This is a genomic window from Ruegeria sp. HKCCA0370 (assembly GCF_013033705.1).
In the GTDB taxonomy this organism is placed as follows: Bacteria; Pseudomonadota; Alphaproteobacteria; order Rhodobacterales; family Rhodobacteraceae; genus Ruegeria.
On the sequence record NZ_WQEP01000001.1, the window covers coordinates 409,716 to 425,023 of the forward strand.

13 protein-coding genes are annotated in these 15,308 nt (G+C 58.9%); 8 read left to right on the forward strand and 5 right to left on the reverse strand.

The window, feature by feature from the left end; translation table 11 throughout:
* Nucleotides 1-24 precede the first annotated feature (24 nt).
* A complete protein-coding gene (locus GOW31_RS02045) occupies nt 25-417 on the reverse strand; it encodes a hypothetical protein (protein ID WP_171167531.1) in 393 nt (130 codons plus the stop codon).
* A gap of 102 nt (nt 418-519) precedes the next feature.
* Nucleotides 520-1,338 carry an FkbM family methyltransferase gene (locus tag GOW31_RS02050; protein ID WP_254441623.1) on the reverse strand — a complete coding sequence of 273 codons (819 nt, stop codon included), beginning with the start codon at nt 1,336-1,338 and terminating at the stop codon, nt 520-522.
* Nucleotides 1,339-1,381: 43 nt separating this feature from the next.
* Between GOW31_RS02050 and GOW31_RS02055 the strand changes: the two genes are divergently transcribed.
* The 3 genes from GOW31_RS02055 to GOW31_RS02065 all read left to right on the forward strand — a co-directional run bounded on the left by GOW31_RS02055 (nt 1,382) and on the right by GOW31_RS02065 (nt 3,545).
* The gene (locus tag GOW31_RS02055) at nt 1,382-1,981 is read left to right on the forward strand and encodes a superoxide dismutase (protein ID WP_152458385.1); all 600 of its coding nucleotides are present in this window, start codon (nt 1,382-1,384) and stop codon (nt 1,979-1,981) included.
* Nucleotides 1,982-2,021: 40 nt separating this feature from the next.
* Nucleotides 2,022-2,864 (forward strand): metallophosphoesterase, encoded by an 843-nt coding sequence (locus GOW31_RS02060; protein ID WP_371813693.1) that lies wholly within the window; start codon nt 2,022-2,024, stop codon nt 2,862-2,864.
* 219 nt (nt 2,865-3,083) lie between these two features.
* Entirely contained in the window at nt 3,084-3,545 is a 462-nt protein-coding gene (locus GOW31_RS02065) for a host attachment protein (protein ID WP_152458383.1), read from the forward strand.
* A gap of 43 nt (nt 3,546-3,588) precedes the next feature.
* On the opposite strand, the gene GOW31_RS02070 is transcribed toward GOW31_RS02065, so the two are convergent.
* A complete protein-coding gene (locus GOW31_RS02070; protein ID WP_171167536.1) occupies nt 3,589-4,140 on the reverse strand; it encodes a TIGR00730 family Rossman fold protein in 552 nt (183 codons plus the stop codon).
* A gap of 127 nt (nt 4,141-4,267) precedes the next feature.
* Here GOW31_RS02070 and GOW31_RS02075 point away from each other — a divergent pair, with 127 nt between their 5' ends.
* The 3 genes from GOW31_RS02075 (at nt 4,268) to GOW31_RS02085 (ending at nt 7,979) form a co-directional block, all read left to right on the forward strand.
* Nucleotides 4,268-5,641: a LysM peptidoglycan-binding domain-containing protein gene (locus GOW31_RS02075; RefSeq protein WP_171167538.1), complete on the forward strand. Its 1,374-nt coding sequence runs from the start codon at nt 4,268-4,270 to the stop codon at nt 5,639-5,641.
* A gap of 76 nt (nt 5,642-5,717) precedes the next feature.
* Complete coding sequence (locus GOW31_RS02080) at nt 5,718-7,523, forward strand: ABC transporter ATP-binding protein/permease (RefSeq protein WP_171167540.1); 1,806 nt, start codon at nt 5,718-5,720, stop codon at nt 7,521-7,523.
* Nucleotides 7,524-7,580: 57 nt separating this feature from the next.
* Nucleotides 7,581-7,979, forward strand: coding sequence for a DUF2147 domain-containing protein (locus GOW31_RS02085; RefSeq protein ID WP_171115282.1), 399 nt, complete (start codon nt 7,581-7,583; stop codon nt 7,977-7,979).
* A gap of 44 nt (nt 7,980-8,023) precedes the next feature.
* Here the strand turns inward: GOW31_RS02085 and GOW31_RS02090 are convergent, their stop codons facing one another.
* Together GOW31_RS02090 and GOW31_RS02095 are read right to left on the reverse strand one after the other, a co-directional pair.
* Complete coding sequence (locus GOW31_RS02090; protein ID WP_171167542.1) at nt 8,024-11,812, reverse strand: efflux RND transporter permease subunit; 3,789 nt, start codon at nt 11,810-11,812, stop codon at nt 8,024-8,026.
* Nucleotides 11,809-13,035 (reverse strand): efflux RND transporter periplasmic adaptor subunit, encoded by a 1,227-nt coding sequence (locus GOW31_RS02095; RefSeq protein WP_171167544.1) that lies wholly within the window; start codon nt 13,033-13,035, stop codon nt 11,809-11,811. Before GOW31_RS02095 ends, GOW31_RS02090 begins: the two co-directional genes overlap by 4 nt.
* Nucleotides 13,036-13,260: 225 nt before the next feature.
* On the opposite strand from GOW31_RS02095, the gene GOW31_RS02100 reads away from it, so the two are divergent.
* Nucleotides 13,261-13,932, forward strand: coding sequence for a hypothetical protein (locus GOW31_RS02100; RefSeq protein WP_171167546.1), 672 nt, complete (start codon nt 13,261-13,263; stop codon nt 13,930-13,932).
* Between the two features lie 44 nt (nt 13,933-13,976).
* On the forward strand, nt 13,977-15,299 hold the full coding sequence (locus GOW31_RS02105) for a PQQ-like beta-propeller repeat protein (RefSeq protein ID WP_171167548.1): 1,323 nt from the start codon (nt 13,977-13,979) through the stop codon (nt 15,297-15,299).
* Nucleotides 15,300-15,308: the final 9 nt, after the last annotated feature.

A 15,308-nucleotide genomic window follows, 5' to 3' on the forward strand; every position in this document is an offset into this window, starting at 1 on the left:
CCCCGGTTCATCCGGGGCTTTTTCTTACTTGACTGTCGAACAGGTCCCGACTCCGAAAGGTTTGTTCGCGAAATTTCCCTGAACGAATGCCATGCGGACGGCGACCGTATTGTCGGTTGTTTTCAGGTTCGCCTGATATCGAACGCGGACATTGCCGCCGGCAACCATTTTTTGATCGAGGTTCCAGATAATACGATATCCCTTGGCGCCGCGGTCTTTGAATTTTGCCTTGGCCCAATCCTGATACGACGTTGCGGCCATCGCCGAAGATGCGGCGGGGTCGATCCGGAACGCATACTCTGGCGCAATCCAGCCATGGGCGTCCTGTTTGGTCATCTTGCAATGATAGGTAACCGTTTCTGCCGCAGCGGTTTGTGCAAGAAATGCGGCGACTGCGATCGGTAAAAGTCTTTTCATTTTATCCACTTGGGTATGATTCTTTGTAAGTGCACTCAAACTGATACACCTCAATGCCGCAAGCGGGACCTCACGTGAACGAAGAAAAAAACGCCAGACGTTCTACCCATGCAAGAGAACGGTGTGAAAACGGCTCAGGCCGTCTTCGGTCAGCAAGTCCGAAACCTTTAGAGGCTGCGCCTTGTCATCCGACAGCTTTGCGTAATAACCCAGTTCATCCATCAGCGCACTGACACGTTCGTGCCTCTGGTCTTCCGGAAGCAGAGGTGCGTGAAGGGACAGAAGAAGGGCGGGGCAGCGTTCCTTCAGCCACGCGGACAAAGTGGGGGCAACAATGAATTCCGCGCCCTCGATGTCCATTTTGACCAGCGAAACCCGAGACAGGTCGTTTGTTTTTTCGAATTGGTCCCAGGCGATCGTCAGCGCGTCAGACCCATGCGCCCCGTCGTGCAGAAGCGAACTGGTAGAATCCCCGGGTTCACCGCGCACAGAGGCCATGCGTGCCACACCAAATCGATCTGACAGGGCGACCCCGAATGCCGAAACGTTCTGAACGTCGTTCAGATCAAGATTCCATGCCAGATGCCGAAACGCGGTCGGGTCAGGCTCAAAACACCAGACATGCCGTGCCCTTCGCGCACCGTACAGCACCGTCGGGCCAATCCACGCGCCGATGTCCAGATAGTCGCTTTGAGGGGACAGGAACCGGTCAAGAACTGCAAATGTTTCAGGTTCCCAAGCGCCCGCAGTGGCTTTGCGCCAGAATTTCGAATGGTACGGGTCCAGACGAAACGGCTCGCCGTTCAGATTGCCCGCATAATATCCGCGGGCGCGATAGAACATCTTGCGCGCCTGTGTCAGCATCGCCTGCCTCCGGGTTTTCTTGCCACGCCCCTTGACCTGCGGCGGTTGCCAAAGCATTTAACCTTGGGAACCGCAACTTACATTTAAACAGGGGGCCGACATGGCTTTTGAACTTCCTGATCTTCCTTATGCACATGACGCGCTGGCAGCCAAGGGTATGTCCGCGGAAACGTTGGAATATCACCACGATCTGCACCACAAGGCCTATGTCGACAACGGCAACAAGCTGATCGCCGGCACCGAATGGGACGGCAAGTCGCTGGAAGAGATCATCGTTGGTACTTACGACGCAAACGCCGTGGCACAAAACGGTATCTTCAACAATATCAGCCAGTTGTGGAACCACAACCAGTTCTGGGAAATGATGGGGCCGGGCGACAGCGCCATGCCGGGCGAGCTGGAAAAGGCTCTGGTCGAGAACTTCGGTTCAGTAGATGAATTCAAGTCGCAGTTCAGTGCCGCCGGTGCGGGTCAGTTCGGTTCGGGTTGGGCCTGGCTGGTCAAGAACGCCGATGGCTCGCTGGCCGTCACCAAGACCGAGAATGGCGTGAACCCACTGTGCTTTGGTCAAACCGCGCTGCTGGGTTGCGATGTTTGGGAGCACTCCTACTACATCGATTTCCGCAACAAGCGCCCGGCCTACCTGTCGAACTTCCTCGACAATCTGGTGAACTGGGAAAACGTCGCATCGCGGATGTAACGTATTGAACCGACGTCGGTTTATAAAGGGCCTGCTGGCGGTGACGCTGGCAGGCCTTGTCACGGCCGCCTACGGGTTCATCATTGAACCCGCGGTTCGGTTGCGCGTGCGCAAATGGCGCATTCAGCGGGACGACTGGACAGCGCCGCCGCTCAGAATCGCCGTACTGTCCGATATGCATGTGGGCGAGCCCTATGTCGGCCTGAACCGCGTAAAGCAGGTGGTCCGCAGAACCAATGCGCTGGCTCCGGACGTGATCCTGCTGTTGGGTGATTTCTTTGCAAGCCACAAAGGTGTCTCGGACACGGTCAAGATGCAGGACCTGGCCCCTGTGCTTGCTGGGCTTGAGGCGAAGAATGGTGTCTTTGCCGTTCTGGGCAATCACGACTGGTGGGATGACAGGTCGGCACAGCGGCGCGGGTCCGGGCCCAATCGCTATGCCGAAATTCTGGAACAGAACGGCATTTCGGTGTTGTCCAATGCCGCGATCAAACTCGAAACTCAGGGCATCTGGCTGGCCGGGCTCGAGGATCAGCTGGCGATCTGGCGCAACGGCAAGCCGCAAGGATTGGACGATCTGGAAGGTACTCTGGCGCAGATCACCGATGACGCTCCGGTTGTGATGATGGCGCATGAGCCCGATGTGTTTCCCACTGTGCCCGGGCGGGTGGCCTTGACGCTTTCAGGGCACACACATGGTGGCCAGGTGCGCCTGTTCGGCTGGTCGCCTGTGGTGCCATCGAAATTCGGCAATCGCTATGCCTATGGCCATGTACGCGAAAATGGGCGCGATCTGGTCGTTTCGGGCGGTATCGGCTGTTCGATCCTGCCGGTTCGTCTGGGCGTGACGCCCGAAATCACGGTTGTCGAGATGTCCGCCTAAAGGGTTGATGACCAGCCGGTGAAAACCCGCCGATACGCGCCCTTTCCGCATGACGGTATCTTGTTTGCTGTTTTCCAGAACACATCTCTGTAGGGTAGAGGGAGAAAACTGCATATCACGTCAAACAATGATCGGGCTGCGCACTGTTCGTGCGTGAACAACCCCGCATGTCCGGCAGGTCGAGGGATACCCAGAACACAACCTAATCAGGAGATCGCAATGGTCGCACTTACACAGGGAACTTGGGTTATTGTTGCAGATGGAGAGAAAGCGCTGGTGATGGAGAATATCACCGACGCCGACGATCCCAACCTTGTCGTCGTCGCTGTCGAAGAACAAGACGGCCCGACCGGAAAACCGACGGACCGCGCAGGTCGTCGCAACGACGGCGGACCAAAACAGAAATCGGCAATTGAAGAACCCACGTGGAAGGCGCACGCAAAATCTCTTTTCGTGCAGGATCTGGCGAACCTGTTGAATCGCAAGGGGCTGAAAGGCGCCTATGACAGGCTGGTTCTGGTGGCCAGCCCTCATGTTCTGGGCCTGTTGCGGCGTCGGTTGCACAGCGAGGTGCTGGGAAAGGTCGTGGCCGAGGTCAACAAGACCCTGACCAATCATCCTTTGCACAAGGTCGAACAGGTGGTGCGCCACAGTCTGCAACCCAAAGCCAGACTGGCCTGATCAATACGGCGGGCGGTTCAACCGCCCGCACGGTTTCCCATCCTCAGGTCAGCTTGTCCCGCAGGGCGATCATGGCAGTATCGGCGTCTTCGACCCAGGTGATGAAATCCGCCAAAGACGTGTCGGCAAAGCCTTGCCCGATCACCTGATCCAACAATGTGTGCAACGCGTCCCAATAGCCGTTCACATTGACCACGACGATTGGCTTGTCATGCAGGCCAAGCTGGCGCCATGTCAGCGCTTCGAACAGCTCGTCCAGCGACCCCGGACCGCCTGGCAAAACCACGACGGCGTCGGCGTTCATGATCATGACCTTCTTGCGCTCGTGCATTGTCTCGGTGATCACGAAATGGGTCAGATCCGTTTTTCCGACCTCGCGCTTGACCAGATGCACCGGAATGACGCCGAAAGTTTCACCACCGGCATTCTGCGCGGCGCGGGCCACTTCACCCATCAAACCGACATCTCCGGCTCCGTAGACCAGCCGCCAGCCTTCCTGCGCCAGCAGGCTGCCGAACTGCCGTGCAGTTTCAGAATAAGCCTTCTCGGCTCCATTGCGTGACCCGCAGTACACACAGACTGATTTCTGAGACATCAAAGAGGGGCTCCGGGGTTGTGTCAGGGGTTTTGACCCGTGATAGCGGGATTGATAGATTGGCTCAACTGTCCGTCGGAAAGCTTTTCAACGCAAAGCTTTTGCCCGTCGGAGTGAAAGGAAAATAATGGACGCCAAATCGGGAAACGGAAGCTCGGGCAATTTCATCTGGGGGGTGATTGCGGGTCTTGTTGCGATATTGGGCGCGGGTGGATTGTATCTGTCCGGCGTCTTCACCAAAACGCCCGAGCCGAGCACTCCGCAGGAAACCGCCTCTGCCGTAGCCCCGGAACCTGTAGGGCAGGATGCGCAGGTTTCGAAACCGGAAGTGGCTGAACAGGCGGCTCCTGCGGATGAAGGGCCCACGACCGAGCCGGCCGAGGACACAAGTGAAACGGCCGACGCCTCTGACGCAGATACTGCCGTTGCCAAGACGGATGATACCGCGCCCCAGCCAGCGGCCCCTCCGGCGCTGGATCAGATATTTGTTGAGCCAGATGGCACGGCGCTGTTGTCCGGCGATGCCGAACCCGGCAGCCGGATCGAGGTGCTGCTGAACGGCGAACCCCTGCACAGCTTTACCGTGGACGGCAGCGGCCAGTTTGCCGAATTCGTTTCGATCCCGTTCAGCGACGCGGCTCAGGGGTTGGTCCTGCAAAGCAAGGATGGCGAACGGATCACACAGTCCGACGACTATCTGATTGCGGCTTTGCCAAAGCCGGTCGAAGAAGCGCCTGTAACTGAAGAATCGCCGGCATCCGATCCGGACGGGCCGGCCGATGCCGAAGACGCCACGATCGCGACAGCCGATGAAGATGTTGAGCCCGAAACGGCGACCGAAGTTCAAGCGCCAGAAACTGACGTGACCGGAACCGAAACCACGGTGCCGGAGGCCGAGGAAACGCAAACCGCCGACTTGCCGACACAGACACCCGAACCGGATCAGCAGATTGCGGTGCTGCGGTCCGGCGAAGAAGGGGTTGAACTGGTGCAGCCGCCTGTGGTGCGTGATACGCCCCCCGATCAGATCGCACTGGATACAATCGGATATTCTGATACCGGCAATGTTCAGTTGACAGGACGTGTGCAGGACGGTGCAGCCGTTCGACTGTACCTGAACAATCGTCTGATCGCCGATCTCGACCCGAAAGAGGATGGATCCTGGCGCAGCGATCTGGAGGGGATTGATCCGGGTGTCTACACGCTGCGCGTGGACGCGGTGAATACGGACGGGACAGTGCTGAGCCGGGTCGAAACGCCGTTCAAGCGAGAGCCGGTTGAAGTACTGGATGCCGCCGTCGCGGCCAGCCAGGCCAACGCGCAGGGCGAAGCACCTGCCATCCGTTCGGTTACTGTTCAACGGGGCGACACGCTGTGGGCCATCTCGCGCGACCGGTTTGGCGACGGGGTCCTGTATGTACGGTTGTTCGAGGCCAATCGCGACCTGATCCGCGATCCGGATCTGATCTATCCGGGGCAGGTCTTCACCATACCTGAATAAGCATCGCCTTTGGCCCAAGCGGGCCGGGGTCAATCTCTGACCGCAGTTAAGGTACGTGATGAGACGAACACCTACTATGACCCCGGACGATACGGTGCCGCGCGACGAACGAAGCTCGGGCTGGCGCACGATCCGCAAAGTGGCACCCTATCTTTGGCCACAGGATGAGCCATGGGTAAAGCGCCGCGTGGTGATTGCCATGGTCATGCTGGTTCTGGCCAAGCTGATCGCGGTCTATACGCCAATCCTTTACAAAGGTGCCGTTGACGCCCTGGCAGGTGAGGGCGTGCCGCCGGTGGCGCTGGGCGCGGTCGGGCTGACGGTTGCCTATGGCGTGGCCCGGATGCTGACCGTGGGTTTCCAACAACTGCGGGACGCGGCCTTTGCGCCCGTGGGGCAAAGGGCTTTGCGGGCGTTGGCGCTCGAGACCTTTCAGCATATTCACAACCTCTCGATGCGTTACCACGTGTCCCGCCGTACCGGAGGGCTGAGCCGCATCATCGAACGGGGTGTCAAGGGCGTCGAGTTCCTGTTGCGCTTTCTGCTGTTCTCGATCGGGCCGCTGATCCTGGAACTGCTGCTGGTGGCGATCATCCTGATGTGGCTGTTCGATGTCTGGTATCTGGTGGTCGTCGCCGTCACAATCGGTCTGTATATCTGGTTTACATTTGCCGTGACCGAATGGCGGGTGAAGCTTCGGCGCGAGATGAACGATCAGGACACCGAAGCCAATCAGCGCGCCATCGACAGTCTGCTGAATTTCGAAACCGTCAAGTATTTCAATGCCGAAGCCCGCGAAGCTGAACGATATGATGTGTCGATGAAAGCCTACGCTGGGGCGGCGCTGAAAACGGCTTATTCGCTGGCATTTCTGAATTTTGGCCAGTCATTCCTGATCACCTGTGGTTTGATCGGTGTGATGGTTTTGGCTGCCTTCGGGGTTCAGAGCGGGAACCTGACAGTGGGCGATTTCGTCATGGTCAACGCTTACATGATCCAGATCACCGTACCGCTGAACTTTCTGGGGACGGTCTATCGGGAAATCCGGCAGTCGTTGGTCGATATGGGTCAGATGTTCGATCTGCTTGAACAGCCCGCCGAAGTCACCGACAAACCCTGTGCGCCCAACCTCAAGGTGAATGGCGGCGAAGTCACGCTGGACGACGTGCATTTCGGCTATGACCCTGAGAGGGAGATCCTCAAAGGTGTTTCGTTGACCGTTCCTGCCGGGCAGACCGTGGCCATCGTGGGGGCAACCGGGTCTGGCAAATCAACCATCGGGCGGCTGCTGTTCCGGTTCTACGATGTGACCAAAGGAGCCTTGAAGATCGACGGGCAGGATGTGCGGGATGTGACGCAGTCCAGCCTGCACGCGGCCATCGGCGTTGTGCCGCAGGACACAGTACTGTTCAACGACAGCATCCGGTACAACATTGCCTATGGCCGTGACGACGCCACCCCGGAGGAGGTCGAGGCCGCCGCCCGAGCTGCGCAAATTCACGATTTCATCACCTCGCTGCCCGAAGGCTACGACACTATGGTCGGTGAACGGGGGCTCAAACTGTCAGGTGGTGAAAAACAAAGAGTCGGCATCGCGCGGACTTTGCTCAAGAACCCGCCGATCCTGTTGCTGGACGAGGCGACCTCGGCCCTGGACACCGATACCGAGCAGGACATCAAGGATGCGCTGGCGCGCGCAGGAGAGGGTCGTACGGTTATCACCATTGCCCATCGCCTCAGCACCATTGCCGAAGCGGACCGGATCGTGGTTCTGGAAGCGGGCGAGGTTATCGAACAGGGCACGCATGACGAGTTGCTGGCGCGGTCGGGGCGGTATGCCCAATTGTGGAACCGGCAGCAATCGGACGGGGAGGCGGCCTGAAGTTCCAAACTTGGAGCGAAACAGGGTAGAATACACCAAACCAGGAGGGTGCCTGTCATGATGAAGCGACTGAAATCACGACTATCGTCTATTGTGATCGCGATTTGTCTGCCCGTCATTGTGGCGGCCGATCCCATCGTGGGTGTCTGGAAGACTGAACCTGATCGCAAGAACCTGATTTCGCACATCAAAATCACGGCGTGTGGAGATAAGTTCTGCGGTCGGATCCTTTCGGCCTATGACGCTTCAGGCAAGGAAGTCCAAACACCGAATATCGGCAAAAAACTGTTCTGGGACGTGGTCGGTGAAGGCGGTGGAAAATACGGCGGCGGCGAATTCTGGGTCCCGCTGATCAACGTGGATGCGGTGCCACAGATGACGTTGCAGGGGGACAAGCTGCTGGTCAAAGGATGCGAACATGCGATTTGCGCGCATCAGACGTGGTCCCGGTTGTGATGATGGCCAAATGAAAAAGGACCGGGAAAACCGGTCCTCTTCCTTTATTCAGCAGCTTTCAGCGGCGGGCCAGAGGGGCGACCAGACTGATCTGATCGACTGTCCTGTTCTGATCCTTCAAAACGCGAGTCGTCCTCCCACACAATTTCAGTGGCCTGCATCTGCCGGGCAGAGCGCCCTATCGCCATGTCCTGCGCGATCTGGCTGGACCGGCCTGCCGTTACACGGGCCAGAACTCGGCTGAGCCAAATCGCATAGGTTGTCACCCAGACCCGCAAGGCCAGAAGCGATGGCGTCACGATCAGCGTCAGGACAGTTGCAATGCCCAGGCCAAACACCACCGCCGTGGCCAGCTGTTTCCACCACAGTGCGGTGGGGCTGTCGATGGAATAGCCGCCATTGATGAAGTCCAGCGATAGGCCGAACATCATCGGCGTCAGACCGGCCATCGTTGTCAGCGTGGTCAGCAGCACAGGGCGGATACGGGACTCCGCAGTGCGGATGATCGCCTCGATCCTCGGCATATAGCTGCTGTATTCCTGATAGGTGTCGATCAGAACGATATTGTTGTTCACCACGATACCGGCCAGGGCCACGATGCCGGTCCCGGTCATGATGATCGAGAAGGGCTGTTCCATCACGATCATGCCGATCAGAACCCCGGTGGTGGACAGAACCACTGCCAGCAGCACGAGCACCGAATTGTAGAACGAGTTGAACTGCGCCAGCAGGATCACGAACATCAGCCCCAGGGCGCCCATGAACGCGTTCACCAGGAAGGCGCCGGATTCTTCCTGTTCTTCCTGATCACCGGTCCATTCCCAGCTGATCGCGTTGGCAAACGGGCCGGTTTCCAGCCACTCCGTCAGCACCGCAATACGCTCGTTCGGGTTGATCAGCGCAAACTGAGCGTCCCCGTCTTCGATTGCGCTGCGCAGCTGGTCGACACTTTCTGCGCCGGTCAGTTGCACCAGTTCATATGACTTTCCACCCGTACCATTCAGAACGGTGCCGTTCGGTGTGTAGCCTTCCGTCACTTCACGCATGACGGCCAGCCGCACCTGTTTTCCATCGGGGCCTTCGGTCACGACCTTGCTCAGCCCCGGTTCGACATCCGCTTTGACGTCGTAGTATCGCTGCTGGTCGACGCGGTTGATTTCGGCCAGCTTGGCCACGGGTTTGCGCGTTACGAAGTTCGACAACGGCACCAAACCGTCCGGGGTACGAACCTTGAGTGTATCCAGTGTCGACAAAACGCGGTCTTCTTCGGGCAGGCGAACGCGAATTTCGATCTCTTCGTCATTGCTGTCCGGGCGCATCTCGCCCAGCAATATGCCGCGCGTGACCAACTGGACCATGGCGCCGACGGTTGCCACGTCGGCTCCGAACCGACCGGCCTTGGCGACATCCACGTCAATCTGCCAGTCGATGCCGGGCAGGGGCAGGGTGTCTTCGGTCTTGATCAGGCCCGGCGTGGTGTCGAAAACCTCGCGGGCGGTGATCGCTGCCGAGGTCAGGTCTTCCCACCCGTCACCCTTGATGCGCAGATGCACAGGTTTGGCTGAAGCAGGGCCTTGCTCCAAGGGCAGAATCTCGACGATGATACCGGGGATCGTTGCAAGTTGGGCATTCAGTTCATCAATCACGAAGTCGCCGTCATATTCGGGCGCCACGAAGTGCCGCTCGAACAGGCCCCACAGAGCGGATTCCGAGATGTTGGGACGATCTTCCCACGGGATGATTTCGAACTGAACCCGGCCCACTGTATCGGCCGGCGCCTGAGCGCCACCGTTATTCTGGTTCAGGCCACCTTCGCCGGCAAAGGCAAAGACATTTATGACCGCGGGATGAGATCCGATGATCTCTTCGGCCTGAAGAACCATCGCGTCTTTTTCCGCCAAGGACAGGTTCCCGCGGGCACGCACATATGCGGTGGCCTGTTCAGGTTCGCTTTCCACGAAGAATTCAACGCCACGGGATTCCTGGGGGAACCAGACGAATGTCACGAAATACACCGCAGAGAAAACGACCAACAGAGAGACAATAGGCATGATCGGGTTGCCGACCAGGAACCGGATCACATGGCCAAACGGAGTGTGTTCGTCTGCAGTGTGAACATGGTCCTCTTCGCCGCGTTCAATTTTCGCCGCGCTCAGGGTTACGGACCCGGCAAACGCCCCGAACAGGAACAACAGTGCGCCAGCGATCGAGCCACCGGGCAGCAGGTAGTTTGGGTTCAGAACCTGCATCGCGCCCAGAAAGATCATGTACAGCGACGGCGGCACCATCAACACCCGTACCCACCATGGCGTGCGGGCCCGCAACCAGGTCGAGGACCGGTCGAAGAGGCGGCTCAGCCTACCGGACACACCGCCCATGACCGGCAGATAGATCAGCGCCACGATCAGCGACGCCGACAGAACGAAGATCAGCGTGACCGGCAGCATTCCCATGAATTCACCGGGAATACCGGGCCAGAACAACATGGGCAGGAACGCACACAGCGTCGTCGCGGTCGAGGACACGATGGGCCAGAACATGCGCTGGGCGGCCTCGACATAGGCGTGCATCGGGCCCACGCCTTCCTTGATGCGTTTGTCGGCGTATTCCACCACGACGATGGCGCCATCCACCAGCATCCCCACCGCCAGGATGAGGCCGAACATCACGATGTTCGAGATGCTGACCCCCATGACCGCCAGAAACGCGAAACACAGCAGGAACGAGGTCGGGATCGCAAAACCGACCAGCAGGGCGGCCCGCGTACCCAGCGAGGCAAGAACCACGATCATCACCAGCGCAATCGCGGTCAGAACCGAGCCTTCAAGCTGGCTGACCATCGAGCCGACGATGCGGCTCTGGTCGTTCGATGTGCCCAGGTCAACCGCCGCCTGAAGCTCGGGCGGCCACTTGGTCTTTGCATGCGCAATGGTTTCCTTCACCTGCGCGACAGTGTCGATCAGGTTATATCCCTTGCGTTTGACCACCTGCAGCGCAACGGTCGATTCACCGTTGAAACGGGCCGTGCCTTCACGGTCTTCAAAAGTGTAATTGATCTGCGCCAACTCACCCAATGTAACGACCCGGTCACCATTGACCTTGATCGGCAGGCCATAAACATCCTGTGCTGTTTTGAAAGACGACGGAATCTTGACCGAGAATGTGCCCTGTGCGGTTTCAACCTCACCGGCCGCGATCAACTGGTTGTTGTTTCGCACCACGTTGATCAGCTCGTCCGCCGTCACGTTGTACGCCTCGAGCCGAAGCGGGTCGATCACGACCTCGAGCATCTCGTCGCGATTGCCTGCGATGCCGGCTTCGAGAACGGAATCCAGAGCCTCAAGATCGTCCTGCAGATCCTTGGCGACACGGGCCATCGTACGTTCGGGAACGGAACCGGTCAGGTTCACGATGACGATTGGGAATTCGGAAAAGTTGATCTCGGTCAGGGAATACTGTTCTGCGCCTTCGGGGAAGTCCGCCTGAGCTGTGTTCATCGCGTCACGCACATCCGCCATGATCGCGGTTTTATCCCAACCGAAGTCAAATTCGAGCGCGACCCCTGCATAGTTTTCGGCAGCGGTCGAGGTCATTTCCTTGAGCCCGTCGAGATCCGCCAGTTCGGTCTCCATCGGCTTGATCAGCAGGTTTTCAGAATCCTCCGCGGAAATCCCGGGAAACTGCACTGATACAAACAGGGCGGGGATTTCGATATCTGGCTCGCCTTCTTTTGGAAGCGAGACATAGGCAAACCCGCCTATAACGAGCGAGATGGCGATAAATGCCAATACCATTCGGGCCCGATCAGCAGCCCATGCGACAACGCCGGTCATTGGGATGCTTCCCGATAGGTCGGCGCAACAGTTACACCGCGTGTCACGAATTCCTGACCGACAACAATAATATCCGTCGTTTCGGGAAGGCCGTCGATCCACACGCCCTCTGTCGTGTCACGCAGAATGCGGACGGGCATGAAATCGACGACATTGCCGGTACCGACCGTACGGACACCCAATTGACCTTCGTTGCTCAGGGTCAGTGCGGATTGAGGCAGCAGGTGCGCCTTGGTGCCCTCTGCCGCGATGCGAATGGTCGCGGTCTGACCGTCGCGAATGGTCAGATCCGGGTTCGGAACCGTGATTTCAACTTCGAAGGTGCGTGTTGTCTCATCCGCCGAGCGGCTAAGAAAGGTGACACGGCCGCCAAGCTGCCGACCGGTGACCAGTGTTGCCGACGCCTCGGACCCCACCTGAACACGGTTGACCTCGGTTTCCGGAACATACCCGACCAGTTTGATCGGATCGAGCTGAATTACAGTCGCACACAGGGACCCGGGCTGCATCAGGCTGCCCAATTCGGCGGTGTCGCTTTCCAGCAGACCCTTGAATGGGGCTTTGATGGTCAGGCGGCCAACCTCTCGCTGCGCGGCTTCGACAGCCGCTGCGGCGGCTTCGATTCCGGCCCGGGTCGCCTCCAGCTCGGCTTCGGCGGATTTTACACCTGCTTTGGCGGCGCTCATCGCAGCCTCGCTGGAAATCCGGCGGGTTTCCGAAGCAAACCCGGTTTCCGCCAGTTTGCGCGAAGCCGTCAGATTGATTTCGGCCTCGGCCACACGGGCATGCGCCTCTTGCAAGCGGGCTTCAGCCTCGGGAATGCGGCTTTCGGCTTCGAGTTTTCCGGCCAGCGCCTCGGCCAGTTGCGCTGGGCGCGTGCCGGGGTCGAGTTCACACAGAACATCCCCGGCCTCGACAAAGGCACCTTTGCGCTTGGGTTCCGAGATGACCGTGGATGTGGTTTCAGACAGAACCTCGACCTGCCGGTTCGCCTTGGTTTGTCCGCGCAGCAGAACCGCACTGTCAATTTCGCGCGCCTGCGAACGCAGGGCGACTACGCCAACGGCATCAATATCGGTCTCGTCGGATTCGGCGGCTTCGGTCTGCGCCGCTTCTTCCGCTTCGCCACGCCCGGCGAAAGCAAACAAAGAGTCGCGCTCAAAAACAAGAAAATACAACGCAATAATAACCAGAAGGGCGTTGATGAAAGAAATCAAACGCATTCAGTGTTTCTCCTAGAATTCGGTGCCAACGAAAGCGGGCCGTCTTGGTATGAAATGGGGCGTCGGCTGTGTAATTTCTACACTAAACTGAATAGTTCGGTTTAGTTTTTTTCGCAAGAGAGAAGCCAAGCGGTGAAAATGCGCAAAATCGGACCCTTGGCTTGGCGTTGGTGCCGGGGTATGACATGGCGCACTTATACAAGACACACAGCCCAGGGGGCAGGAATGAGCGACACCGACAGTTTCATTGATGAGGTCACGGAAGAGGTACGCCGTGACCGGATGTATCTGCTGCTGCGCCGTTGGGGCTGGGTTGGTGTGGCGGCGGTCGCGCTGATTGTTGGCGGGGCGGCATTCAATGAATACCGCAAATCCCGCGATACGGCCCAGGCGCAGGATCTGGGTGACTCGATTCTTGCGGCCCTGTCGGAAAACGATTCTGATGCACGGGCAGCCGGTTTGCGGGAAATCGAGGCGCAGTCGCCGGGCGGGAATGCTGTTCTGAACATGCTGCTGTCTGCGTCTCAGCTTGAAGCGGGATCGCGCGAAGAGGCGGTCAACAGTCTGAACGCGGTTGCCGTGCAGGGGGATTTGCCAGAGATCTATCGTGCGATCGCAAGCTTCAAGGCGCTTTTGTTGCAAAACGACACCTTGCCCGCCGCCGACCGTCGACAGCAGTTCGAAGCGCTGGCAGCGCCGGGTGCGCCCCTTCGACTGCTGGCCGAAGAGCAACTGGCCCTGATCGACGTGTCCGAGGGCAATGTCGATGCGGCACTGGACCGCTTGCAGGCGCTGCGTCAGGACGCCGAGGTCGGTATTGATCTGCAACAGCGTGCGGCCCAGCTGATAGTTGCGTTGGGCGGCGAACCCGAGCCATTGGTGGCGCAACAGGGCTGACCAAGCGGGACAAAAGACTTAATGACAGGCGAGTTCGGAACACCATGGTAACAAGACTAATTTCCCGCGCGGGATTGCCGGTTGCGGCACTGGCTTTGACCGCATTGACCGCCTGTGAACCTCCCGAAGCGATTTTGCCCGGAGAACGTGAAGACATCCGTCCGGCGTCTGATCTGGAAACAGTGGAAAAAAGCGGCTCTCAGCCCATCAGCCTGCCAGCTCAAAAAGCGAATGCCAGCTGGCCGCAAAGCCCTGGTACGGCTGCTTACCGAACCTCGAACGCAGCACTGCGTGGCACGCCACAGCGGGTCTGGTCTGTGTCGATCGGGCAGGGCGACTCGCGCAAGCAACGTATCACCGCCGAACCGGTGGTTGCGGGCGGGTTGATCTATACGCTGGATGCGGGGGCGACGGTGTCAGCGGTCACGCCGCAGGGCCAGTTGGCCTGGGATACCGATCTGGTTCCGCCAAGCGACGGTGATGCAGACGCCACCGGTGGCGGCATGGCGTATTCGAACGGCGTCCTCTATGTGTCCTCCGGGTTCGGGCGACTGACCGCATTGGATGCAAAAACGGGCGCCGTGCGGTGGCAGAAGCGATTGGACGCAACCGGAAGCGGCTCTCCGATGGTCAATGACGGGTTGTTGTACCTAGTTGCGGGGGACGAAACCGGGTGGACCATCAACACCAAGGATGGGCGTATCGCCTGGCAAATCGAAGGCACGCCCAGCGTCGGCAACGTTCTGGGCGCACCGGCACCGGTGATTGCCTCGGACCTGGCTGTGTTTGCATTCGGGTCCGGCGATGTTGCGGCCACCTTCCGCCGTGGGGGCATCCGTCGCTGGAATGCGTCCGTCGCAGGCGGGCGGCGGGGACGGGCCGCTGCGCAGATCGTTGACGTGACCGGCAGTCCGATGGTTGTCGGAAACACAATCTATATCGGCAACCATTCTGGCCGGACCGTTGCCTTTGACGCTGCCACCGGTGAACGCCGCTGGACCGCCGATGAAGGAGCGGTTGATACTGTCTGGCCCGCAGGCAACAGCATCTTCCTGATCAGTGACCGCAGTCAGCTGGTGCGCTTGAATGCGGCCGATGGCTCGGTCATCTGGGCGCAGGATCTGCCAAGCTTTGTCAAGGACAAGCGAGGCCGCCGTGGACCGATCTTTGCACATTACGGTCCGATCCTGGCCGGAGGCCGTATTGTGATTGCATCCAATGATGGTTATCTGCGCTTCTTCAATCCGGTTAACGGGGCACTGGTTCACCAGGTCGAAGTTCCCGGAGGTGCAACTACGGCTCCGGTTGTCGCCGGGCAAACGCTGTATGTCGTTTCCTCCAAGGGGGATCTACACGCTTTCCGTTGACGGCAAGAT

Excerpts from the sequence above, each read along its gene's own strand:
- GOW31_RS02045 (WP_171167531.1), bottom strand. The coding sequence starts at position 417 with ATGAAAAGACTTTTACCGATCGCAGTCGCCGCATTTCTTGCACAAACC.
- GOW31_RS02050 (WP_254441623.1), bottom strand. The coding sequence starts at position 1,338 with ATGCTTTGGCAACCGCCGCAGGTCAAGGGGCGTGGCAAGAAAACCCGG.
- GOW31_RS02055 (WP_152458385.1), top strand. The coding sequence starts at position 1,382 with ATGGCTTTTGAACTTCCTGATCTTCCTTATGCACATGACGCGCTGGCA.
- GOW31_RS02065 (WP_152458383.1), top strand. The coding sequence starts at position 3,084 with ATGGTCGCACTTACACAGGGAACTTGGGTTATTGTTGCAGATGGAGAG.
- GOW31_RS02070 (WP_171167536.1), bottom strand. The coding sequence starts at position 4,140 with ATGTCTCAGAAATCAGTCTGTGTGTACTGCGGGTCACGCAATGGAGCC.
- GOW31_RS02075 (WP_171167538.1), top strand. The coding sequence starts at position 4,268 with ATGGACGCCAAATCGGGAAACGGAAGCTCGGGCAATTTCATCTGGGGG.
- GOW31_RS02080 (WP_171167540.1), top strand. The coding sequence starts at position 5,718 with ATGACCCCGGACGATACGGTGCCGCGCGACGAACGAAGCTCGGGCTGG.
- GOW31_RS02085 (WP_171115282.1), top strand. The coding sequence starts at position 7,581 with ATGATGAAGCGACTGAAATCACGACTATCGTCTATTGTGATCGCGATT.
- GOW31_RS02090 (WP_171167542.1), bottom strand. The coding sequence starts at position 11,812 with ATGACCGGCGTTGTCGCATGGGCTGCTGATCGGGCCCGAATGGTATTG.
- GOW31_RS02095 (WP_171167544.1), bottom strand. The coding sequence starts at position 13,035 with ATGCGTTTGATTTCTTTCATCAACGCCCTTCTGGTTATTATTGCGTTG.
- GOW31_RS02100 (WP_171167546.1), top strand. The coding sequence starts at position 13,261 with ATGAGCGACACCGACAGTTTCATTGATGAGGTCACGGAAGAGGTACGC.
- GOW31_RS02105 (WP_171167548.1), top strand. The coding sequence starts at position 13,977 with ATGGTAACAAGACTAATTTCCCGCGCGGGATTGCCGGTTGCGGCACTG.